The sequence below is a fragment of the Pseudomonas sp. BNK-30 genome (assembly GCF_047456185.1).
Lineage (GTDB): Bacteria > Pseudomonadota > Gammaproteobacteria > Pseudomonadales > Pseudomonadaceae > Aquipseudomonas > Aquipseudomonas putida_E.
In genome coordinates, this window is the sequence record NZ_CP179904.1 from 3,603,011 (window position 1) to 3,625,277 (window position 22,267).

A 22,267-nucleotide genomic window follows, 5' to 3' on the forward strand; every position below is an offset into this window, starting at 1 on the left:
AGGAAGGCCTACGCCACTTTCATAACCCGGCAATATGTGTCACGTCCTCGCGATGTGACTGCAGGTAAGGCAGCACGGCCCCCAGCAACGGTGCCTTGAAGGGCTCCTGGAACCGATGTGCCAACCCCGGGATCAGCCGCAGCTGGCTACCGCGGATATGCGCCGCCAGGTGCACCCCATGCATCACCGGCAACAAAGGGTCAGCCGTCCCATGCACCACCAATGTCGGTACGCGCAGCTGGTTGAGCAGCGCTACCCGGCTTGGCTCGGCCAGGATCGCCATGATCTGACGCTTGGCACCTTCAGGGTTGAACGCCCGGTCATAGGCCTGCGCGGCCTGCTGTACCAAAGCGGCCCGGTCATCATGCACCTGGGGGCTGCCCAACGCCGCCAGCAGGTCGGCCTGCTGCTCGATGGCCACTTCCCGAGTCGGCGCACTGCGCCGGGCCAGCAACTGCACCAGCGCTGGGGCTGGCGCCGGCAGGCCTGCAGCGCCAGAACTGGACATGACCAGTGTCAGGCTGCGCACCCGCTCCGGCGCCATTGCAGCCATGTGCTGGGCGATCATCCCACCCATGCTGACACCCAGAACATGGAATTGACCAATCCCCAATGTGTCCATCAGGCGCAGCCCGTCACCCGCCATGTCGGTCAGCGTATAGGGCGCGGCAACCGGCAGGCCGAACTTGTAGCGCAACAGCTCGACCGTGAGATTGGCCGAGGGAGGCTGTTGGTTCCAGCGCGACAGGCCAACGTCACGGTTGTCGTAGCGAATGACCCGAAAGCCTTGTCGACACAAGGCCTCGACCACATCATCCGGCCAGTGGATCAGTTGCCCACCCAAGCCCATGACCAGCAGCAAAGCCGGGTCCCGTGGCGCGCCGACACTTTGGTAAACCAGGCTCAGATCGCCTGCTTCGGCCCGTTGGACCGGTACTTGAGTGTCACAACGCTGATCGGCGAAGCTCGCCGGCACGCTGACAAGGAACAAGAAAAAAAGCAAAAAAGCCCGCATGAAAGAAACACCAGAATGCAGATCCCCAGTAGAGCGCGAGTCTGATGAAAATCGTTCGGGCGCGCTGCCACAGTTCCGTGACAGTTTGATGAAGCCCGCCCAGTGGTGCGGCGCAAGGTCCAGTCGACAGCGGGACCAACATGAGGGAAACTCAACTCATTCTCTGTTCACTCAAATTATGCTCTCGGAGTCAGCCGTGCTGGAGATCCGCCACCTGAAAACCCTTCATGCCCTGCGCGAGGCCGATAGCCTGGTGGAGGCTGCCGAGCGTCTGCACCTGACCCAGTCGGCGCTGTCGCATCAGTTCAAGGAGCTTGAAGAACGCCTGGGCCTGCCGCTGTTCGCACGCAAGACCAAACCTATCCGCTTCACCAGCGCCGGCCTGCGCTTGCTGCAACTGGCAGATGCCACCCTGCCGCTGCTGCGTGGTGCGGAACGTGACATCGCCCGCCTAGCCGGGGGTACTGCCGGGCGCCTGCACATGGCCATCGAATGCCACAGCTGCTTCCAATGGCTGATGCCCACCATCGACCAGTTCCGTGATGCTTGGCCGGAAGTGGAGCTGGACCTGGCTTCGGGCTTCGCATTCGCGCCGCTGCCCGCCCTCGCCCGTGGCGACCTGGACCTGGTAGTGACCTCCGACCCACTGGACCTTGCCGGCATCACTTACGTGCCGCTGTTCACCTATGAAGCCATGCTCGCCGTGGCCAACCAGCACCCGCTGGCCAGCAAGCCTTACATCGTGCCCCAGGACCTGCTCGACCAGACGCTGATCACCTACCCGGTGGAGCGCGACCGGCTGGACATCTTCACCCGCTTCCTGGAACCAGCCGACATCGAGCCGGCGGCCGTACGCACCTCGGAGCTGACGGTGATGATGATGCAACTGGTGGCCAGCGGCCGCGGAGTGTGTGGCATGCCGCACTGGGCGCTGCATGAGTACAGTTCGCGCGGGTATGTGAAGGGCAAGCGCCTGGGCGAGAAAGGCCTGTTCGCCACACTCTATGCGGGAGTACGCACCGACATGCTCGACGCTCCCTACATGCGCGACTTCCTGCTCACCGCCAAGGACACCTCGTTCGCCACGCTCGATGGGGTCAGCGCGGTACGCTGAGAGCCTTGCGGTAGAGCGGCAGTATCAGGTCGCGGGTCAGCGGCGCCAGCTCAGGCATCGGTGCCTGGTCAGCGGCCAGCCAGATCACTTCCTCGATTTCCGCCGCCGGGACCACGGCCTCGGCGCTGTCGACCCGGAACAGCTCGGCCTGCACCTCAAAGCCGGGCTCGTTGGCGGCCGGTGCGCTGAAACGGCCCAGCGGGATGGCCCGAGCAGGGTCAATGCGCAACCCTAATTCCTCATGCAGTTCGCGCACCAGTGCGTCCAGCGGCGTTTCACCCGCATCGATCTTGCCCCCAGGCTGCATGAACGCCTGAGTACCACGTTTGCGTACCAGCAGGGTTCGACCCAGTGGGTCGATCAACAGGGCAGCGGCGATGCGGATAACATTGGGCATGGTCAGGCTCACTCAGAAAAGCCCGTGAGGATCCCATGGAGCCCTGTCGCCGGCAAGCCGGCTTCACAGACGAACGGTCCCTTGCCAATCTGCCAGCGACCCTCCATAACCTTCTCATGAACCTGCCTGCCCAACAGCACCCGGTGCTTGAGCTGTTCCTCCCCGCCATCGGCACCTGGTTCCGTCGCCATTTCGCCACGGTCACCGACGCCCAGGCCCGCGCCTGGCCGTTGATTCACGCCCGCCAATCGATGCTGCTGGCCGCGCCGACCGGCTCGGGCAAAACCTTGAGCGCCTTTCTCGCGGTGCTCGACGAGCTGTTCCGTGAGGGCCTTGAACACAACGGCGAACTGCCCGCGCAAACCCAGGTAGTGTACGTTTCGCCGCTCAAGGCACTGTCCAATGACATTCGCCTGAACCTGCAGGCGCCGCTCGAAGGCATCAGCCAGGCACTGCTAGACCAGGGGCTGACGCCGCCGCGCATCACCACTGCCGTACGCACCGGCGACACACCGCAAAAAGAACGCGCGGCCATGCGCAAACTGGCCCCGCACATCCTCGTGACCACGCCTGAGTCGCTCTACGTGCTGATGGGCTCTGCCTCGGGCCGCGCTGGCTTGAGCGGCGTGCACACGGTGATCGTCGATGAGATTCACGCCTTGGCCGGCAACAAGCGCGGCGCTCACTTGGCACTGACGCTGGAGCGCCTCCAAGCGCTCACCGGGCGGGGGCTGCGGCGCATAGGGTTGTCTGCCACCCAGCGCCCGGTGGAGCGCGTGGCCGCGTTCCTGGCCGGCCACCAACGACCTTGCGCAATCGTCGATATCGGCCACGCCCGCCAGCGCGACCTTGCCCTTGAAGTGCCCCCCGTGCCCTTGGGCGCGGTCATGGCCACGGATGTGTGGAACCTGGTCTACGATCGCCTGGCAGCTCTGGCCCGTGAACACCGCACCACGTTGGTATTCGTCAACACTCGGCGCCTGGCCGAACGCCTCACCCGCCACCTCAGCGACCGCCTTGGCAAAGAGGCCGTGGCCGCACACCACGGCAGCCTGGCCAAGGAGCTGCGCCTGGATGCGGAGCAGCGCCTGAAAAACGGCCAGTTGCAGGTGCTGGTCGCCACGGCTTCCCTGGAGCTGGGTATCGATATCGGTGATGTCGACCTGGTTTGCCAGATCGCCTCGCCAGGCTCCATCGCCGCGTTCTTGCAGCGGGTCGGCCGCTCCGGGCACCAGGTCGAAGGCATCCCCAAAGGGCGCCTGTTCGCCACCTCGCGGGATGACCTGATCGAGTGCACGGCCCTGCTCGACTGTGTGCAACAGGGCGAGCTCGAGCAGTTGCACATACCCCATGCGCCACTGGACGTACTGGCCCAGCAGATCGTCGCCGAAACCAGCAACCAGCCGTGGCAGGAACAGGCATTGTTCGACTGCCTGCGCAAGGCAACGCCCTACACCGAGCTGGACACCAAGCACTACCAAGCGCTGCTAAGCATGCTCGCCGAAGGCTACAACGGACGCCAAGGCATTCGCAGCGCCTACCTGCACCGCGACGCGGTGAGCGGCACCTTGCGCGGGCGCCGCGGTAGCCAGCTGACCGCGCTCACCAGCGGCGGCACCATCCCCGAAACCGCCGACTACGCTGTGCTGCTGGAGCCGCAGGCGCTGAACATCGGCAGCGTCAACGAAGACTTTGCCGTGGAGAGCATTGCTGGCGACATCTTTCAGTTGGGCAATGCGTCCTATCGGATCCTGCGGGTGGAACCCGGCCGGGTAAGGGTCGAAGACGCCCACGGCCTGCCGCCGACCATTCCGTTCTGGCTAGGAGAGGCGCCGGGACGCAGTGACGAATTGTCCGCCGCCGTTGCCCGCCTGCAGGCACGTCTCGATGAGCAACTGGGGCTGAGTAACGGCGCTTTTGCCCCAGTGCTGTCATGGCTGCAAAGTACTTATGCACTGGACGAGGCCTGCGCCAGCCAACTGCTCGATTACCTGGGGCGTACCCGTGAAGTGCTGGGCGCCCTGCCCTCGCAACACACGCTGGTGATGGAGCGCTTCTTCGACGAATCCGGTGGCACCCAGTTGATCATCCATTCGCCCTACGGCAGCCGCATCAACCGCGCCTGGGGCCTGGCGCTGCGCAAACGCTTCTGCCGCACGTTCAATTTCGAATTGCAGGCGGCAGCCAGCGAGGACGCCATCGTGCTGTCACTGTCGACCAGCCACAGTTTCGAGCTGGACGAAGTCTGGCGCTACCTGTCCAGCCGCAACGCCGAGCACATTCTCATCCAGGCCCTGCTCGATGCGCCCTTGTTCGGGGTGCGCTGGCGTTGGAACGCGGCAGTGGCAATGGCCTTGCCGCGCTACGTCGGCGGACGCAAGGTGGCGCCGCAGATCCAGCGAATGAAAAGCGAAGACCTGATTGCCGCCGTGTTCCCCGACCAGATCGCCTGCCTGGAAAACATCGTCGGTGAACGGCAAATCCCGGATCACCCGCTGATCGAGCAGACCCTCGACGACTGCCTGCACGAAGCCATGGACAGCGAGGGCTGGATGGCACTGTTGAGGCGCATGGAAAGCGGCCAGGTGCGCTTGCTGAGCCGCGACCTGCCGGCCCCCTCGCCGCTGGCCTCGGCCATCCTCAACGCTAGGCCATATGCGTTCCTTGATGATGCACCGCTGGAGGAGCGCCGAACCCAGGCGGTACTCAACCGACGCTGGAACGAGGTGCACAGTGGCGACGACCTGGGCGCGCTGGACGCCGATGCCATCAGCGCTGTCCAGGCAGAGGCCTGGCCGCAACCCGGCAGCGCCGACGAAATGCACGAAGCCTTGATGAGCCTGGGCGCCATCAGCCAGCACGAAGTCCAAGCCAACCCGACCTGGGGCTTGCTGCTCAGGCAACTGGCCAAGGCGGGCCGGGCGCTACGCTTGCCCGACGAACACCTGTGGCTGGCCCGCGAGCGCCTGAGCCTGCTCCAAGCGCTGTATCCGGATGCACGTCTGGAGCCCTCCCTCCACGTGCTCCCCGGCTTCGACCAGGCCCTGGACCCGGACAGTGCACTGAGCGAGCTGCTGCGCGCCCGCCTGAGCGGCCACGGCCCGCTGACCCTGGCGCAGATCGCGGCACCACTGGGCAAGCCGCAGGCAGCCATCGAACAGGCACTGGCCCGCCTGGAAGCAGAGGGCTACGTACTGCGCGGCCAGTTCAGCCCAGGTGAGGTGCAACGGCAATGGTGCGAACGCCACCTGTTGGCGCGTATCCATCGCTACACAGTCAAACGCCTGCGCCGGGAGATCGAGCCGGTAAGCCTGCAGGACTTCATGCGCTTTGTGTTTGACTGGCAGCACCTTGCGGCCGACGAAAAATTGCGTGGGCCGCACGCTGTGGCCGAGGTGCTTGAGCAGTTGCAGGGTTTCCCAGCCGCGGCCGGCGCCTGGGAGGCAGAGCTGCTGCCGGCACGGATCAAGGACTACAGCATTCACTGGCTCGACGAGGCGTGCCGTAGCGGGCAGTTCGCCTGGAGCCGCCTGGCGGGCAAAGTGTCGAGCAGTACGCTGGCGAGTACGCCGCTGGTGCTGTTGCCACGTCAACACCTGGGCTTGTGGCGCAGCCTTGTACCTGCGCCGGCTCTGGACGAGCTAAGCCCGCGTGCGCAACGTGTGCATCAGGTATTGCAGGCGCATGGCGCTCTGTTCTTCGACGAACTGACCCAGCAAGCCCACTTGTTGCCCAGCGAGCTGGAAACGGCGTTACAGGAATTGGTCGGTTCGGGCCTTGCAAGTGCCGACAGCTTTACCGGGCTGCGTAGCCTTATCACCCCGGCGGCGAAACGCTCATCGCGCAACAGCCGGCGCGGCCATGCGCCGATTTCCACCAGCATGGCGCACGCCGGGCGCTGGGCGCTGTTACGCAGGGGCAATGCCGAAGTGGACGACGGGCAACGGTTGGAACACCTCGCCCGCACCCTGTTAAGACGCTATGGCGTGATCTGCTGGCGGCTGCTGGAGCGCGAGAGTGATGTGCTGCCACCCTGGCGTGAGCTGCTGCGCTGCTGCCACCGGCTTGAGGCGCGCGGCGAGATTCGCGGCGGGCGCTTCATCGCCGGCTTGGCCGGGGAGCAGTTCGCCCTGCCCGAAGCGGTCGGGCTGCTGCGCCAGGTACGCCGGCGCGAGATGGAGGGCGCGCTGGTGGTGGTCAGTGCCAGTGACCCACTGAACCTGATCGGGTCGCTGCTGCCCGGAGCGAAGGTGCCGGCGGCCGGTGGCAATCGTGTGTTGTACCGCGATGGCGTGCCGGTGGCAGTGCGAGTTGCCAACCGCTACGCCTACCTGGTGCAAGCGACGAATGAAGAGCAGCAACGGTGGCGGCAGAAACTGCTGCGCGAATGATTTTCGATACCCCGATTTTCATGTTCAGCGCTGCGCAACCGGGCTATGGTCGGGGTTTGCCCCAGGCCCTGAGCCTGACCGCGCCATCGTAAGGACCCCGTATGAGCCTGTCACTTCTCAGTCGCTATGCCGTGTTTGCCGCCTGTGTTCTGTTCACCGTGGCGAGCCTGCCGTTCCTGAACCATGAATGGCTGTGGCCGTTCACCCTGATTACGGCCGTGCTCAGCCTGATCGGTTTGTTCGACCTGCTGCAGCAACGCCACGCGGTACGCCGCAACTACCCGATACTGGGCAACATCCGCTACCTGGTCGAGGGCATTCGCCCGGAGATCCGCCAGTACCTTCTGGAAGCCGACAGCGATGCCCTGCCCTTCTCCCGCGCCCAGCGCTCGCTGGTGTACGCGCGGGCCAAGAACGAAGCGTCGGACAAGCCCTTCGGTACGCTGATCGACGTGTACGAGTCTGGCTTCGAGTTCATCGGCCACTCCATGCGCCCGGCCCCGCTGGCCGACCCCTCAAGCTTCCGGATCATCATTGGCGGACCGCAGTGCAGCCAGCCCTATTCGGCATCGATCTTCAACATTTCCGCCATGAGCTTTGGCTCGCTGAGTGCCAATGCCATCCGCGCGCTCAACCAAGGGGCCAAGCTGGGCAACTTCCACCATGACACCGGCGAAGGCAGCATCAGCCCCTACCACCGCGAACACGGCGGCGACCTGGTGTGGGAACTGGGCAGCGGCTACTTCGGCTGCCGCACAGCGGACGGGCGCTTCGACCCCGAGCGTTTTGCCGCCCAGGCGCGCAGCCCGCAGGTGCGGATGATCGAGATCAAGATGAGCCAGGGCGCCAAGCCCGGCCACGGCGGCATCCTGCCCAAGCACAAGGTCACCCGGGAAATCGCCGAGACCCGCGGCATTGTCATGGGTGAGGACTGCATCTCGCCATCCCGCCACAGCGCGTTCTCCACACCCATCGAGATGATGCAGTTCATCGCCCGTCTCCGTGAGCTGTCCGGCGGCAAGCCGGTGGGCTTCAAGTTCTGCCTGGGCCACCCGTGGGAATTCATGGGCATCGCCAAGGCCATGCTGGAAACAGGCATCCTGCCCGACTTCATCGTGGTCGATGGCAAGGAAGGTGGTACCGGTGCCGCACCGGTGGAGTTCACCGACCATATCGGTGTGCCGCTGCGCGAAGGGCTGCTGTTCGTGCACAACACCCTGGTCGGCCTGAACCTGCGCGACAAGATCAAGCTTGGCGCCAGCGGCAAGATCGTCAGCGCCTTCGACATCGCCAGCGTGCTGGCCATCGGTGCCGACTGGGCCAACTCTGCTCGCGGCTTCATGTTCGCCATCGGCTGCATCCAGTCGCAGAGTTGCCATACCAACAAATGCCCCACGGGCGTGGCCACACAAGACCCGTTGCGCCAGCGTGCGCTGGTGGTCCCGGACAAAGCCCAGCGGGTCGTGAACTTCCACCACAACACCTTGCGCGCCCTGGCAGAAATGCTCGCAGCGGCCGGCCTGGAACACCCCGCGCAACTGGAAGCCAAGCACTTGGTGCGGCGCGTGTCGGCTACCGAAATCAAGCTGTTCTCGCAGATGCATGTGTTCTTGAAGCCGGGGGAGTTGCTGACTGGCGAGGTGGACGGGCAGTTCTATTCGCGGATGTGGCAGCTGGCGCGGGCGGACAGCTTCGAGCCGCACAGTGAGGTGGCGGCCTGATAGACCCCTGGGGCTGCTGCGCAGCCCTTTCGCGACACAAGGCCGCTCCTACCGGGATACGCTATCTGCTGTTGTGTCGCGAAAGGGCCGCAAAGCGGCCCCGGCTATCTCACATCAGGAAGCGTTACCGGCTACACCCTGTAGTTCTTTCGGCGCCAGGCGGAACGCGTAGTACAGCACCGTCAGCAGCACCAGGAACGCCGGGCCAATGTACAGCGCCACACGGGTATCCTCGAAGTACGCCATCAAGCCAACCACCAGCACCAGGAAGCCCAGCGCCAGGTAGGAACTGAGCGGCCACAGCCACATGCGGTACTTCAAGCCCTTGCGCTCGGCGGCCGACAGCCCGGCGCGGAACTTGAGCTGCGCCAGCAGGATCATCACCCAGGTCCAGATCGCGCCGAAGGTGGCGATCGACGTCACCCAGACGAACACCTTCTCTGGCACCAGGTAGTTGGCCAGCACCCCCAGCAGCAAGGCACCGATGGACAGCAGCAGCGCGTTACGTGGCACGCCGTTTTTCGAAGTACGGGCAAAGACGGCTGGCGCCTGGCCATTTTGCGCCAGGCTGTAGAGCATGCGCCCGGTGCTGAAGATACCGCCGTTGCAGGACGACAGCGCGGCAGTGATCACCACGAAATTGATGATGCCGGCTGCTGTCTTGATACCCAGGCGCTCGAAGGTCATGACGAACGGGCTGCCCTGGCTGCCGATTTCATTCCACGGGTAGATCGACAGGATCACGAACAAGGCACCGACGTAGAACAGCAGAATGCGCCAAAACACCGAGCCAATGGCCTGCGGGATGGTTTTTTGCGGGTTGCGGGCTTCGCCGGCAGTCAGGCCGATCATTTCCACGCCCAGGTAGGCGAACATCACCATCTGCAGCGACATCAGCACACCGGTCACGCCATTGGGCATGAACCCGCCATTGCTCCACAGGTTGGAGATACCGACTGCCACACCGTCGTTGCCCAGGCCGAAGGCGATGATGCCGATGCCGCCCAGGACCATGGCGATGATGGTGACGATCTTGATCAAGGCAAACCAGAATTCGAACTCGCCGAAAGCCTTGACCGCGATCAGGTTCACCGCGCCCATGCTGCCCAGCGCCGCCAGGGCCCAGATCCAGCGTGGCACGTCCGGGAACCAGATGCCCATGTAGATGGCCACGGCGGTGATTTCCGCGACGCAGGTCACCAGCCACAGGAACCAGTAGTTCCAACCGGTCAGAAAGCCCGCCAACGGGCCAAGGTAGTCCTGGGCATAGCGGCTGAACGAACCGGCGACAGGGTTGTGCACGGCCATCTCGCCGAGGGCACGCATGATCACCAGGATCGCCAGGCCACCGATGATGTAGGAAAGCATGATCGCGGGGCCGGCCATCTCAATGGCTTTGGCCGAACCGAGGAAAAGACCGACGCCGATACAGGCGCCTAGCGCCATCAGACGGATGTGCCGTTCGCCCAGTTCACGCTTGAGCGGGCCGCCTTGTGCGGTCTCGCCATGGGCAGGGTGGTTGCCGACGGGCATAGCAATACAACCTCATTTTGTTATTGGATTTGACCTTCGTGCAGCGCCGGCCATGCCGATAGGCGTGGCGTTGGCTTGCCAGGCTGGCCTTGTGGGCCGGCCCGTGTGCCGGTGTAGAGCGGCCCGGCAGGGCGAAGGGGCCGAGCAGTATAGGAAGCTCGCTGTAGGGCTTTTCACTATAAATAACTCAAAATTTGGAGAGAAACCCGCAGACCTACCGCTGCCTCCTGGCTCACCCCCACTACCCTAGCAACTTGGTTGTAAGAAGAAACCCACACCAAAGGCGCATATCCCACATGGGGTTTCTGCACTTTCTACAAATTTTTCACCTACTGCCTTCAACGTCTAAGCTTCAGACAAGCAAGACGAAAATACCTGGCCGGATTGAAGACTATGGGCGCACTGTGGCAATCGGAACCATCCAGAACGGAAGCACCCGAAACACCTCTGGCCGACACGCCGCAGCCAAAGTCCCCACGTCAGCGTCGGCTTTGGTGGCGGCTGATCCTGCTGATCCTGCTGGTGGCGATCACCGCCATCGGCTTTGCCGCCTATGACGAGTTCCGTACGTCCGACCTGCAGTCCCGCGAGTTCAGCAAGCTGGCCAGCACCCTTACCTATTCACTGCAGCCGGGGCCCAGTGACGCCATCGTCTACCCCGGCGAGGGGCCGTTCGACAAACGTCTGGGCTATAGCGCGCTGGGCGAGTTCCTGCCGCGCCTGCTCAAGCGCGACTACCTGATCAGCGAGCAGGTACGGTTTTCGCCTGCCTTGATGAACTACGTGGACCACGGCCTGTTCGCGCCCTACATCGAGAAAATCCAGGCCGGATTGTCGATCATCGATTGCCGCGGCGACACGCTGTACCAGTACAACTACCCGCAATACCTGTATCCGAACTTCGCCGCAATCCCACCGGTGATGGTCAACAGCCTGCTGTTCATCGAAAACCGCGACCTGCTGGACCCGAAGGACCCGAAAAACAACCCGGCAGTCGACTGGCCGCGCTTCGCCAAGGCCGCCTACAGCCAGGTGGCCAAATACCTGGCCTTGCCCGGCCAGTCCGCCGGTGGCAGCACGCTGGCCACGCAGCTGGAAAAATACCGCCATTCACCGGACGGCCTGACGGTCTCCGGTGCCGAGAAGATCCGCCAGATGATTTCCGCCAGCGTGCGCGCCTACCAGGGCGGGCCTGATACCACCGAGGCACGCCAGCGCATCGTGCGCGACTACCTCAACAGCGTGCCGCTGTCGGCGGTGCCCGGCCATGGTGAAGTGCATGGCATGGCCGAAGGCCTGCGTGTGTGGTACGGCGCCGATTTCGACCAGGTCAACCAGGCCCTCACCTCGACCGCGACAGACCCCGAAAGCATGGCCGCACGTGGCTTGGCATTGCGTCAGGTGCTGTCGTTGATGATCGCCCAGCGCCGCCCCTCGCATTACCTGACCAAGGGCCGCGTCGAACTGGCCGAACTCACTGATTCGCACATCCGCGTGCTCGCTGGCAACGGCATCATCGAGCGCGCCCTGGCCGACGCAGCGCTGGCCAGCAAGGCGCTGTACCGCGACTGGGTGGCACAACCGACCATCGTTCCGATCATCACCAACAAAGGCATCAGCCTGGCTCGCAACCGCCTGTCAGGCATGCTCAACCGCCCGCTGTATGACCTGGACCGCCTTGACCTCTCGGCAACGAGCACCTTGCAGGCCGACCTTCAGCTCCAGGTCAGCCAGTACCTGAAGAACCTCTCCGACCCTGAATTCGCTGCGCAGATCGGCCTGATCGGTGAGCGCCTGCTGACCAGCAAGACCACCGACCAGGTGCGCTACAGCTTCACCTTGTTCGAACGCACCGTCGATGGCTCACGGGTGCGGGTACAGACTGACAGCACCGACCAGCCCTTCGACATCAACGAAGGCAGCAAGCTTGAACTGGGCTCGACGGCCAAGCTGCGGGTGCTCACCACCTATCTGCAGATCATCGCCGAACTGCACGACAAGTATGCTGGCATGCCCGCCGCCGAGCTGAAGAAGGTCGAGGTCGCCGAGCTCGATCGCATCACCCAATGGTCACTGGAATGGCTGGCGCTGAACAGCAAGAACCAGAGCCTGGATGCCATGCTCGACGCAGCCCTGGAGCGCAAGTACTCGGCCAACACCGGCGAAGCGTTCTTCACCGGCGGCGGCATGCACGTGTTCAACAACTTCCGCAAGGAGGACAACAGGCGCAACCCGACCCTCAAAGAAGCCCTGCGCGAGTCGATCAACCTGCCCTTCATTCGCCTGATGCGCGACCTGGTGCGCTACGTGACCTACCAGCAGCCATTCAACCGCGTGCCGCTGCTCAAGGACGATTCGGACCCGCGCCGCCAGGAATACCTGGCACGCTTTGCCGACAAGGAAGGCACCAGCTACCTGATGCGCTTCTGGAGGAAGTACCAGCGCAAAACCTCCCAGCAACGCCTGGATACGTTCCTCGACAGCATGCGCGTCACGCCGCAGCGCCTGGCCGCAGTACACCGCTATCTGTTCCCGGCGGCTGGCCAGGAAACCTTCAATGCATTTGTTCGCGCGCATATCAAGGAAAACAAGGTCGCCCTGAACAGGCTCACCGATGGCCGTCTGGCAGAGATGTACGAGGCCTACGGCCCCGGCAAATATGACCTGCCTGACCAAGGCTACATCGCCAAGGTTCACCCGCTGGACCTGTGGCTGCTCGGCTACCTGCTGAGGAACCCGAGCGCCTCGCTGACCGAGATGGTCAACGCCAGCCGCTTCGAGCGTCAGGAAGTCTATGGCTGGCTGTTCAAGAGCCGCCACCAGGGTGCCCGGGACAGCCGTATCCGCACCATGGTGGAAATCGAAGCCTTCCTCGATATTCACCAGCGCTGGAAGAGCGTGGGTTACCCCTTCGATCACCTGGTGCCGTCACTGGCCACCGCCATCGGCAGCTCCGGCGACCGTCCTGCGGCTCTGTCCGAGCTGGTCGGCATCATTCAGAACGACGGTGTGCGCCTGCCCACACTGCGCATCGATACGCTGCACTTCGCCGCCGATACGCCCTACGAAACCAGGCTGAACAGCGACCCCGACCGTGGCCAGCGAATTCTCCCGGTGGAAGTGGCCCGGGCACTCAAAGGCGCCATGTCGCAAGTGGTGGACGCAGGTACGGCGCGGCGTATTTCCGGCAGCTTCAAGCTGCAGGACGGCACCCCGCTGGTGATGGGCGGCAAGACCGGAACAGGCGACAACCGCATCGAAAGCTTCGGCGCCGGGGGCCGGTTGATCGGCTCGCGTTCGCTGAACCGCACCGCCACCTTCGTGTTTTTCCTCGGCGACAACCACTTCGGCACGCTGACCGCCTTCGTGCCAGGGCGCTCTGCGGAGGCGTTCAAGTTCACCTCGGCGCTGCCTGTGCAGGTGCTCAAGGGGATGGCGCCCATCCTCATGCCGTACCTTGAGCCTGGCAATCCGAACGCGTGCAAACCGCCGCAGGTTGCGAGGCTTGCGAGTGACCCATCTAAAATTTAAATGATAACCATCGGCATTTGACCGCTTGTGTTTAGATATATCTTGAGTAATATCTTACGATATATCTAAACACACGGAGCCTCGCTGCCATGCGTGAACATTCCGCCCACGACCCCTTCGAACGCCGCCCCGGCCGGGGTGAACGCGGTCCAAGGGTATTCGCCCCCGGCGACCTCAAGCTGTTGATGCTGTCGCTGCTGGCCGAGCAACCTGGCCACGGCTATGACCTGATCCGCCAGATCGAGAACTTGTTCGATGGCAGCTACACGCCCAGCCCCGGGGTTATCTACCCCACCCTCAACTTTCTCGAGGAAGCAGAGCTGATCAGCGGCCAGGTGCAAGGCAGCAAACGCCTCTACGCCATTACCCAGGCCGGCCGCACCGCCCTGGCTGATCAAGCCGTGGCCCTGGACGGCGTGCGCATGCGCATTGAAGTCAGCAAGCGCGCCCTGCGTGGCCACGACCGCCCGCCAGAAATTCACGAAGCGGTCGGCAACCTGCGCCATGCCCTGCACATGCACAGCGGCCGCTGGACAGCGGAAGAAATCGAACGGGTCCGCACCCTGCTCAACGACACTGCCAAGGCCATCGCCGCCGGGCCGGCCGCCCCTGCCACGGAGAACCTCCATGAGTGACACCATCCACCGCGTCAATCACGAAATCCGCCAGCGCCGCCTGCAGGTACTGCGGGTTACCGACCTCACCCCACGCATGCGCCGCATCACCCTCAAAGGCGCCGAGCTGGAAGGCTTCACCAGCCTGGGCAGTGACGACCACATCAAGCTGCTGTTCGCCGAAACAGCCGAACAACAACAGGCCATCGACGCCCGCAATATGGGCCGCGACGGCGGCGCGCGGCCTACCATGCGCGAATACACGCCGCGGCGCATCGACCTGGTCAATCATGAACTGGACATCGATTTCGTCCTGCATGGCGATGGCCCTGCATCAACCTGGGCTGCACAGGCTGCACCGGGGCAGACGCTGAACATTGCCGGGCCACGGGCTTCGATGGTGGTCCCGGATATCTTCGACAGCTACCTGCTCATTGGTGACGAAACAGCCATTCCGGCCATCGGGCGACGCCTTGAAGAACTGCCAGCAGGCCGGCGGGTGCTGGCGGTCATCCAGATCGAGGATGAGCAGGAGCGCCAACCTCTGCCGAGCAAGGCTGAAGTGGAAGTCATCTGGGTGAAGCGGGATGAGGATTTACTGGCGCTGGTGCAGGGGTTGAACTTGCCTGAGGGCAAGCTGTACAGCTGGGTGGCACTGGAGAAATCGCTGACCCGGCAGGCCAAGGCGCTGCTGCTGGAGAAAGGTGCGCCGGAAGATGCCCTCAAAGCGGCTGCCTACTGGCGGGCAGAAGGGACAGCGGACGACGAGTGATGTGCGTCGTCAGGCCCGGTCCTTTCGCGGTTTCACCCGCGAAGGGGCCTGCACAGGCCGAGCAAGCCGCCGCCCGCGCCAGCGATCGAGCCCAAGCAGTACCAGCGCAATTGCCCAGAACCCCGCCAGTACGCCCAAGGCATTGAGCATGACCTGCCCGTAGCCAAGGCTTGCAACGTCGATGAACGGATACGGGTAGACCCCGATCTCACTCCCCCGCCACAGTGCGTAGCCGAAATACACCGCCGGGTACAGCGCCCACGGCCCCAGGTGCCAGAGCCGCAAATGCCCCTTGGGCACGGCGAACCACCAATACACAACGTACAGTGCCGGCATCACGTCGTGCAGCAGTTCGTCCGCCAGCCATTGCCACCCCTCGGGTTGCCACAGATGCCGCAGCAACACGCTGTAGGCCAGCGCCACCAGCACGATGCTGGCGGCCACGGCGGAACTTACCGAGGGCGACAGGAAGAAGCGCTTGGCGCCTGATTCCCTGCCGAACGCCGCATAGCTGAGCACCGTCGCCACCAAGGTATTGGTCAACACCGTGAAATAGCCGAACACATTGATCAGCCCGCCGATCAGGCTCGCCGCTTCCTGCCAGCGCGCCAGCAGCACCAGGTACACCTGCACAGCCAGGCCCAGCCAGCCAAGCACTGCAGCCAGGGTCAGCCAGGGATGACGCGGCATCTCAGGCGTTGCGCTGCAGTTTCACGTAGAGCTGCTCGACTTTTTCCCGGGCCCAGGGCGTCTTGCGCAGGAAGGTCAGGCTCGACTTGATGGTCGGGTTGCTCTTGAAGCAGCGCACATCCACGCGCTCGGCCAGGCCCTGCCATTGGTAGTGCGCCACCAGCTCGGTGAGGATCTGCTCGAGGGTCTTGCCGTGCAGCGCGTTGTGGTTGGCCGTGCTCATGCCAGTACTCCCGCGGATAAAAAGATGCGCACATTACACGAGTGTAGTGATGAAGGGGGCGCGGCACCGTCAATACAAAAACCGCTGGCAAACGCTGAAACCTCTGTGCTGAAATAGTGATGTTATACAGTAACAATATAAAAGACTCTGCCAAGGACCGTCACTTTCCATGTTGTACTCTCCCCTACGCCTCTCTCCCCTCGCCGTCGCCCTCTGGCTCGCCTCATCACCCAGCCAGGCCGTGGAACTCGAACCCCAGATCATCACCGCCAACCCACTGGGCAACCGCGAGCTGGCTGCCCCCAGCACCGTGCTCGAAGGCGACGACCTGCTGCAGCAGCAGCACGGCAGCCTGGGTGAAACCCTCAACAAACAGCCCGGTGTCGCCTCCACCTGGTTTGGCCCAGGCGCCAGCCGCCCGGTGATTCGCGGCCTGGACGGTGACCGTATCCGCATCCTGCGTAACGGCGTCGGCGCCCTCGACGCCTCGGCGCTGTCTTACGACCATGCCGTGCCACTGGACCCGGTCACCGTCGAGCGCGTCGAAATCGTCCGTGGCCCCGCCGCCTTGCTCTACGGCGGCAACGCCATCGGCGGGGTGGTCAATACCTTCGACAACCGCATCCCCGACGCGCCCATCGAAGGCATTCACGGTGCCGGCGAACTGCGTTACGGCGGTGCCGATACCACGCGCAGCAGTGCCGGCAAGCTGGAAGCCGGTGACGGCACCTTCGCCCTGCACCTGGATGCCAACAGCCGCCAGTTCAACGACCTGCGCATCCCAGGCTACGCCCGCAGCTCGAAGGTGCGCGACGCTGATGAGCCCGGCAGCAAGCACCGCCTGGAAAACAGCGACGGGCGCCAGGATGGCGGCGCAGTGGGCGGGTCCTACCACTGGGATCACGGCTATGCGGGCCTGTCCTACAGCCGCTACGACAGTAACTACGGCTCGGTGGCCGAGTCCGGCGTGCGCCTGGACATGAAGCAGGATCACTACGGCTTCGCCTCCGAACTGCGTGACCTCGAGGGCCCTTTCAGCTCGGTCAAGGTCGATGCCGGTTACACCGATTACGAGCACAGCGAAATCGAAGAAGGCGAAGTGCACACCACCTTCAAGAACAAGGGCTATGAGGCACGTATCGAGGCCAGGCACCAACCGATCGGCCCGCTGGAAGGCGTGATCGGCGCCCAGGTTAGCCGCAATGAATTCTCGGCACTGGGTGAAGAAGCCTTCGTGCCGCACACCGATACCGATAGCCTGGCGTTGTTCATGCTTGAGCAATGGCAGGCCACCGAGCGCCTCGACCTGAGCCTGGGTGCGCGCCTGGAACACACCCGCGTCGACCCGGATGCCAAAGGCAACGAAAACTTCGTCGCTGCCGACAGCGCCAGCAGCTTCAACGCCTTGAGCCTGTCTTCGGGGGCGGTGTACCAACTCGACCCGGTCTGGGCGCTCGCTGCCAACGTCGGTTACACCGAACGTGCGCCGACCTTCTACGAGCTGTACGCCAACGGCGCCCACGTCGCCACCGGGGCTTATGAAGTCGGTGATGCCAGCCTGAACAAGGAAAAAGCCATCTCCGCCGACCTGGCGCTGCGCTTCGACAATGGCACCCACAAGGGCAGCGTCGGGGTGTTCTACAGCCATTTTCGCAACTACATCGGCCTGATCGGCACGGGCAACATGCGAGAGGGCCATGACCACGACCATGGCGACGATGATCATGGCCACGATCACGATCACGACGACGGCGGGTTCCCTGAGTACCAGTACCAGGGCGTGCGGGCGCGTTTCTACGGCATCGAGGCCCAGGATCGCTGGCAGTTGGTCGAGAACCGCTACGGCAGTTTCGCCCTCGAGCTTTCGGGCGACTACACCCGGGCCAAGAACCTCGACAGTGGCGAGCCGCTGCCGCGCATTGCGCCTTTGCGGCTGAACAGCGGACTGGTCTGGGAGCTGGACCGTTGGCAGGCACGCGTTGATGTGCAGCATGCCGCGTCGCAGCATCGCAAGCCGGCGAATGAGACCAGCACCGATGGTTACACCACCCTGGGAGCGAGTGTGGGTTATCGCTTCGATATCGGCCAGAGCCAGTGGCTGGCGTTCGTGCGCGGTGAGAACCTGACGGATCAGACCGTGCGTTACGCCAGCTCGATTCTGCGCGATATCGCACCGGCGCCGGGGCGTAGTGTGGAAGTAGGCCTGCGCACGACCTTCTGATCTTCAAGGGGCGCTGTGCGCCCCATTCCCGCACTGTTACCGTGGGCGTAACAATCAACTGCGACAATTTGTCTTTTTTTCTTACAACTTCCCCTATATCCTCCCCGCCGCAAGCTGAATCGCTTCACTCACCTTTCCTGTCGCCATTTCCATCGAAGAGCTCGCTCATCGGTGCGCTTGCCGTTTTTTCGACAATCAAAAGATAGCGCTATCTCATGTTCTTACTGCCCAACATTCGCTACACCGGCACCGCCCTGATTGCCTTGGCCGCCTGTTTTTCGTCCACCACCAGCGCCAGTGAAATGTTCGCCAGCGACTCACCGTGGATGCTTGGTGACTGGGGCGGCACCCGCAGCGAGCTGCTGGAAAAAGGCTACGACTTCACCCTTGGCTACACCGGCGAGATGGGCAGCAACCTACACGGCGGTTACGACCATGACCGCACCGCGCGTTACAGCGACCAGTTCACCTTTGGCAGCCACCTGGACCTGGAAAAGATCCTTGGCTGGCAAGACACCGAACTGCAGCTGACCATCACCGAACGCCACGGGGACAACATCAGCAACGACCGCATCAACGACCCGCGGGTCGGCGGCTTCACTTCGGCCCAGGAAGTCTGGGGCCGGGGTGAAACCTGGCGGCTGACCCAGATGTGGATCAGGCAGAAATACTTCGATGGCGCCCTGAACGTGAAATTCGGCCGCTTCGGTGAAGGCGAGGACTTCAACAGTTTCCCCTGCGACTTCCAGAACCTGGCCTTCTGCGGCTCGCAGGTGGGCAACTGGGTCGGGGGCATCTGGTACAACTGGCCGGTCAGCCAGTGGGCGCTACGTGTGCGCTACAACATAAACGACGCCCTCTATGCTCAGGTCGGGGTGTTCGAGCAGAACCCCTCCAACCTCGAATCCGGCAACGGTTTCAAACTCAGCGGCAGCGGTACCCAGGGTGCGGTAATGCCGATCGAACTGGTGTGGAGCCCGCGGGTCAATGGCCTGAAAGGGGAATATCGCGCCGGGTACTACTACAGTAATGCCAAGGCACAGGATGTTCTGAAGGACAGCAACGGCCAGCCGGCCGCCATCAGTGGCGCCACCTACCGTAGCAGTTCGAGCAAGCACGGCCTGTGGATCGGCGCCCAGCAGCAGGTTACCTCGCTGGCCACTGACCAGTCGCGCGGCCTGAGCCTGTTCGCCAACGCCACAATGCACGACAAGAAGACCAATGCCATCGACAACTATGTGCAGGCAGGACTGGTATACAAGGGCCCCTTCGATGCCCGCGCCAAGGACGACATCGGTTTCGCCCTCGCCCGCGTGCACGTCAACCCCGCCTACCGCAAGAACGCCCGCCTGGCCAACCAGGCGGCCGGCCTCGACGACTACGACAATCCGGGTTTCCTGCCCGTGCAGGACACCGAGTACAGCGCTGAACTCTATTACGGCATTCACCTGGCCGACTGGCTCACGGTGCGCCCGAACCTGCAGTACATCCGCCATCCGGGCGGGGTGTCGCAGGTGGACGACGCCCTGATCGGCGGCCTGAAGATCCAAAGCACTTTCTGACAACCCTTCACCTAACGGAGAACATACGATGAGCACTGACGGTGCCAAGAATGGAAGCCGCTGGCTACCGCGCCTGATGGGCGTACTGCTGCTATTGATGGGCCTGGCCTTGCTGGCGGGCGGCATCAAGCTCAGCCAGCTCGGCGGGTCGCTGTATTACCTGATCGCCGGTATCGGCTTTGCCGTTTCGGGCGCACTGCTGCTGGCTCAGCGCCGACTTGCCCTGGGCCTGTACGGCCTGGTGCTGCTGGGCAGCACGGCATGGGCACTGCTGGAAGTGGGCCTGGACTGGTGGCAACTGGTACCACGCCTGGCCATCTGGTTCGCCATCGGCGTTGTGCTGCTGCTGCCTTGGGCACGCCGCCCGCTGACCGGCCCGGGCAACAAGGCCAATACCGCCCTGCTCAGCATTGCCGTGATCGCCTCTGGCGCTTGCGCGCTGGGCAGCCAGTTCACCCACCCGGGCGAAGTGTTTGGCGAACTGGGCCGCGACAACAGCGAAATGGGCAGTGCCGCACCGGCCATGCCCGACGGCGACTGGCAAGCCTATGGCCGCACCGAGCATGGTGACCGTTATTCGCCGCTGCGCCAGATCACCCCGCAGAATGCCTACCGCCTGGAAGAAGCCTGGCGCATCCGCACCGGTGACCTGCCAACGGACAACGACCCGGTCGAGTTGACCAACGAAAACACCCCGCTGAAGGCCAACGGCATGCTCTATGCCTGCACCGCCCACAGCAAGGTGCTGGCCCTGGACCCGGACACCGGTGCCGAGATCTGGCGCTACGACCCGCAGATCAAGACCCCGGTGGGTACGTTCAAGGGCTTCGCCCACATGACCTGCCGCGGCGTTTCGTACTATGACGAGAACAACTACGTCAGCCGCGACGGCAGCCCGGCACCGAAAGTCTCCGACGCAGGCCAAGCCGTGGCCCAAGCCTGCCCGCGCCGCCTCTACCTGCCGACTGCCGACGCCCGCCTGATCGCCATCAATGCCGACAACGGCAAGGTCTGCGAAGGCTTCGCCAACCAGGGCGCGATCGACCTGACCACCGGTATCGGCCCGTTCACCGCCGGCGGTTATTACTCCACCTCGCCGGTGGCGGTCACCCGCAGCCTGGTGATCATCGGCGGCCATGTCACCGACAACGAGTCGACCAACGAGCCTTCCGGCGTGATCCGCGCCTATGACGTGCACGATGGCCGCCTGGTCTGGAACTGGGACAGCAACAACCCCGAAGATACCCAGCCACTGGCCCCTGGCAAGACCTACAGCCGCAACTCGGCCAACATGTGGTCGCTGGCCAGCGTCGATGAAGACCTGGGCATGGTCTACCTGCCGCTGGGCAACCAGACACCCGACCAGTATGGCGCCAACCGTACCCCGGGTGCGGAGAAGTACAGCGCAGGCGTGGTCGCCCTGGACCTTGCTACCGGCAAGGCGCGCTGGAACTACCAGTTCACCCACCACGACCTGTGGGACATGGACGTTGGCAGCCAGCCCACCCTGGTTCATCTGAAGACCAAGGAAGGCGTCAAGCCTGCGATCATCGTACCGACCAAGCAGGGCAGCCTGTACGTGCTCGACCGCCGCGACGGTACCCCCATCGTGCCGATCCGCGAGATCCCGGTACCGCAAGGTGCGGTCAAGGGTGACCACACTGCACCGACCCAGGCCCGCTCCGACCTCAATCTGCTCGGCCCGGACCTGACCGAACAGGCCATGTGGGGTGCCACACCGTTCGACCAGATGCTGTGCCGCATCCAGTTCCGCGAACTGCGCTATGAGGGCCAGTACACCCCGCCGTCCGAGCAAGGCTCGCTGGTCTACCCAGGCAACGTGGGTGTGTTCAACTGGGGCGGCGTCTCGGTCGACCCGGTGCGCCAACTGCTGTTCACCTCGCCCAACTACATGGCCTTCGTGTCGAAGATGGTGCCGCGCGAACAGGTTGCCGCCGGCAGCAAGCGCGAAAGCGAAACCAGCGGCGTGCAGCCCAACACCGGCGCGCCTTACGCCGTGATCATGCACCCGTTCATGTCGCCGCTGGGCGTGCCGTGCCAGGCACCGGCCTGGGGTTACGTGGCGGCCATCGACCTGTTCACCAACAAAGTGGTGTGGAAGCGCAAGAACGGCACCACCCGTGACAGCACGCCGATACCGATCGGCATGCCGGTAGGCGTGCCGAGCATGGGCGGCTCGATCGTCACTGCCGGTGGTGTCGGCTTCCTCAGCGGCACTCTGGACCAGTACCTGCGTGCTTATGACGTGAACAATGGCAAGGAGCTGTGGAAAGCCCGCCTGCCAGCGGGCGGCCAAGCCACGCCGATGACCTACACCGGCAAGGACGGCAAGCAGTACGTGCTGATCGTCGCCGGCGGCCACGGTTCGCTGGGCACCAAAATGGGCGATTACATCATCGCTTACAAACTCGCCGACTAAGCGGCAAGCTACAAGCGAAAGCGGGGCCTGCGAGGTCCCGCTT

14 protein-coding genes are annotated in these 22,267 nt (G+C 63.7%); 9 read left to right on the top strand and 5 right to left on the bottom strand.

The genetic code is table 11. The features are described from left to right. Positions 1-19: 19 nt before the first annotated feature. Complete coding sequence (locus tag ACMGGN_RS16765; RefSeq protein ID WP_119688358.1) at positions 20-1,015, bottom strand: alpha/beta fold hydrolase; 996 nt, start codon at positions 1,013-1,015, stop codon at positions 20-22. Between the two features lie 196 nt (positions 1,016-1,211). On the opposite strand from ACMGGN_RS16765, the gene metR reads away from it, so the two are divergent. Beyond that, the gene (gene metR, locus ACMGGN_RS16770; protein ID WP_012313012.1) at positions 1,212-2,129 is read left to right on the top strand and encodes a transcriptional regulator MetR; all 918 of its coding nucleotides are present in this window, start codon (positions 1,212-1,214) and stop codon (positions 2,127-2,129) included. On the opposite strand, the gene ACMGGN_RS16775 is transcribed toward metR, so the two are convergent. Beyond that, positions 2,113-2,526 carry an NUDIX hydrolase gene (locus ACMGGN_RS16775; protein ID WP_115273710.1) on the bottom strand — a complete coding sequence of 138 codons (414 nt, stop codon included), beginning with the start codon at positions 2,524-2,526 and terminating at the stop codon, positions 2,113-2,115. The two genes, metR and ACMGGN_RS16775, sit on opposite strands and share 17 nt — an antisense overlap. A 116-nt stretch (positions 2,527-2,642) precedes the next feature. Between ACMGGN_RS16775 and ACMGGN_RS16780 the strand changes: the two genes are divergently transcribed. Both ACMGGN_RS16780 and ACMGGN_RS16785 read left to right on the top strand, forming a co-directional pair. Beyond that, on the top strand, positions 2,643-6,917 hold the full coding sequence (locus ACMGGN_RS16780) for a DEAD/DEAH box helicase (RefSeq protein ID WP_414156139.1): 4,275 nt from the start codon (positions 2,643-2,645) through the stop codon (positions 6,915-6,917). A 101-nt stretch (positions 6,918-7,018) separates the two neighbouring features. After that, complete coding sequence (locus ACMGGN_RS16785; RefSeq protein ID WP_115273708.1) at positions 7,019-8,638, top strand: FMN-binding glutamate synthase family protein; 1,620 nt, start codon at positions 7,019-7,021, stop codon at positions 8,636-8,638. Between the two features lie 114 nt (positions 8,639-8,752). On the opposite strand, the gene ACMGGN_RS16790 is transcribed toward ACMGGN_RS16785, so the two are convergent. Next, positions 8,753-10,171 carry an amino acid permease gene (locus tag ACMGGN_RS16790; RefSeq protein WP_115273707.1) on the bottom strand — a complete coding sequence of 473 codons (1,419 nt, stop codon included), beginning with the start codon at positions 10,169-10,171 and terminating at the stop codon, positions 8,753-8,755. A 393-nt stretch (positions 10,172-10,564) separates the two neighbouring features. Between ACMGGN_RS16790 and ACMGGN_RS16795 the strand changes: the two genes are divergently transcribed. The 3 genes from ACMGGN_RS16795 (at position 10,565) to ACMGGN_RS16805 (ending at position 15,088) form a co-directional block, all read left to right on the top strand. Then, positions 10,565-13,702 (top strand): transglycosylase domain-containing protein, encoded by a 3,138-nt coding sequence (locus ACMGGN_RS16795; protein ID WP_414156140.1) that lies wholly within the window; start codon positions 10,565-10,567, stop codon positions 13,700-13,702. A gap of 89 nt (positions 13,703-13,791) precedes the next feature. Beyond that, complete coding sequence (locus ACMGGN_RS16800) at positions 13,792-14,337, top strand: PadR family transcriptional regulator (RefSeq protein WP_039603315.1); 546 nt, start codon at positions 13,792-13,794, stop codon at positions 14,335-14,337. Continuing rightward, positions 14,330-15,088, top strand: a complete 759-nt coding sequence (locus ACMGGN_RS16805; protein ID WP_115273705.1) for a siderophore-interacting protein — start codon at positions 14,330-14,332, stop codon at positions 15,086-15,088. The genes ACMGGN_RS16800 and ACMGGN_RS16805 overlap by 8 nt, the downstream gene beginning before the upstream one ends. A 9-nt stretch (positions 15,089-15,097) precedes the next feature. On the opposite strand, the gene ACMGGN_RS16810 is transcribed toward ACMGGN_RS16805, so the two are convergent. Both ACMGGN_RS16810 and ACMGGN_RS16815 read right to left on the bottom strand, forming a co-directional pair. Then, entirely contained in the window at positions 15,098-15,778 is a 681-nt protein-coding gene (locus ACMGGN_RS16810; protein WP_012313004.1) for a Pr6Pr family membrane protein, read from the bottom strand. A gap of 1 nt (position 15,779) precedes the next feature. Next, positions 15,780-16,001, bottom strand: coding sequence for a VF530 family DNA-binding protein (locus ACMGGN_RS16815; RefSeq protein WP_046787783.1), 222 nt, complete (start codon positions 15,999-16,001; stop codon positions 15,780-15,782). A 169-nt stretch (positions 16,002-16,170) separates the two neighbouring features. Here ACMGGN_RS16815 and ACMGGN_RS16820 point away from each other — a divergent pair, with 169 nt between their 5' ends. The 3 genes from ACMGGN_RS16820 (at position 16,171) to ACMGGN_RS16830 (ending at position 22,224) form a co-directional block, all read left to right on the top strand. Next, on the top strand, positions 16,171-18,222 hold the full coding sequence (locus ACMGGN_RS16820; RefSeq protein WP_115273703.1) for a TonB-dependent receptor: 2,052 nt from the start codon (positions 16,171-16,173) through the stop codon (positions 18,220-18,222). Positions 18,223-18,437: 215 nt separating this feature from the next. Next, a complete protein-coding gene (locus tag ACMGGN_RS16825) occupies positions 18,438-19,784 on the top strand; it encodes a carbohydrate porin (protein WP_414156141.1) in 1,347 nt (448 codons plus the stop codon). Between the two features lie 28 nt (positions 19,785-19,812). After that, the gene (locus ACMGGN_RS16830; protein WP_115273701.1) at positions 19,813-22,224 is read left to right on the top strand and encodes a glucose/quinate/shikimate family membrane-bound PQQ-dependent dehydrogenase; all 2,412 of its coding nucleotides are present in this window, start codon (positions 19,813-19,815) and stop codon (positions 22,222-22,224) included. The last annotated feature ends 43 nt before the right edge of the window (positions 22,225-22,267 follow it).

Coding starts and splice junctions, on each gene's coding strand:
- ACMGGN_RS16800 (WP_039603315.1), top strand. CDS start 13,792: ATGCGTGAACATTCCGCCCACGACCCCTTCGAACGCCGCCCCGGCCGG.
- ACMGGN_RS16780 (WP_414156139.1), top strand. CDS start 2,643: ATGAACCTGCCTGCCCAACAGCACCCGGTGCTTGAGCTGTTCCTCCCC.
- ACMGGN_RS16795 (WP_414156140.1), top strand. CDS start 10,565: ATGGGCGCACTGTGGCAATCGGAACCATCCAGAACGGAAGCACCCGAA.
- ACMGGN_RS16820 (WP_115273703.1), top strand. CDS start 16,171: ATGTTGTACTCTCCCCTACGCCTCTCTCCCCTCGCCGTCGCCCTCTGG.
- ACMGGN_RS16825 (WP_414156141.1), top strand. CDS start 18,438: ATGTTCTTACTGCCCAACATTCGCTACACCGGCACCGCCCTGATTGCC.
- ACMGGN_RS16805 (WP_115273705.1), top strand. CDS start 14,330: ATGAGTGACACCATCCACCGCGTCAATCACGAAATCCGCCAGCGCCGC.
- ACMGGN_RS16765 (WP_119688358.1), bottom strand. CDS start 1,015: ATGCGGGCTTTTTTGCTTTTTTTCTTGTTCCTTGTCAGCGTGCCGGCG.
- ACMGGN_RS16830 (WP_115273701.1), top strand. CDS start 19,813: ATGAGCACTGACGGTGCCAAGAATGGAAGCCGCTGGCTACCGCGCCTG.
- ACMGGN_RS16790 (WP_115273707.1), bottom strand. CDS start 10,171: ATGCCCGTCGGCAACCACCCTGCCCATGGCGAGACCGCACAAGGCGGC.
- ACMGGN_RS16775 (WP_115273710.1), bottom strand. CDS start 2,526: ATGCCCAATGTTATCCGCATCGCCGCTGCCCTGTTGATCGACCCACTG.
- ACMGGN_RS16815 (WP_046787783.1), bottom strand. CDS start 16,001: ATGAGCACGGCCAACCACAACGCGCTGCACGGCAAGACCCTCGAGCAG.
- ACMGGN_RS16785 (WP_115273708.1), top strand. CDS start 7,019: ATGAGCCTGTCACTTCTCAGTCGCTATGCCGTGTTTGCCGCCTGTGTT.
- ACMGGN_RS16810 (WP_012313004.1), bottom strand. CDS start 15,778: ATGCCGCGTCATCCCTGGCTGACCCTGGCTGCAGTGCTTGGCTGGCTG.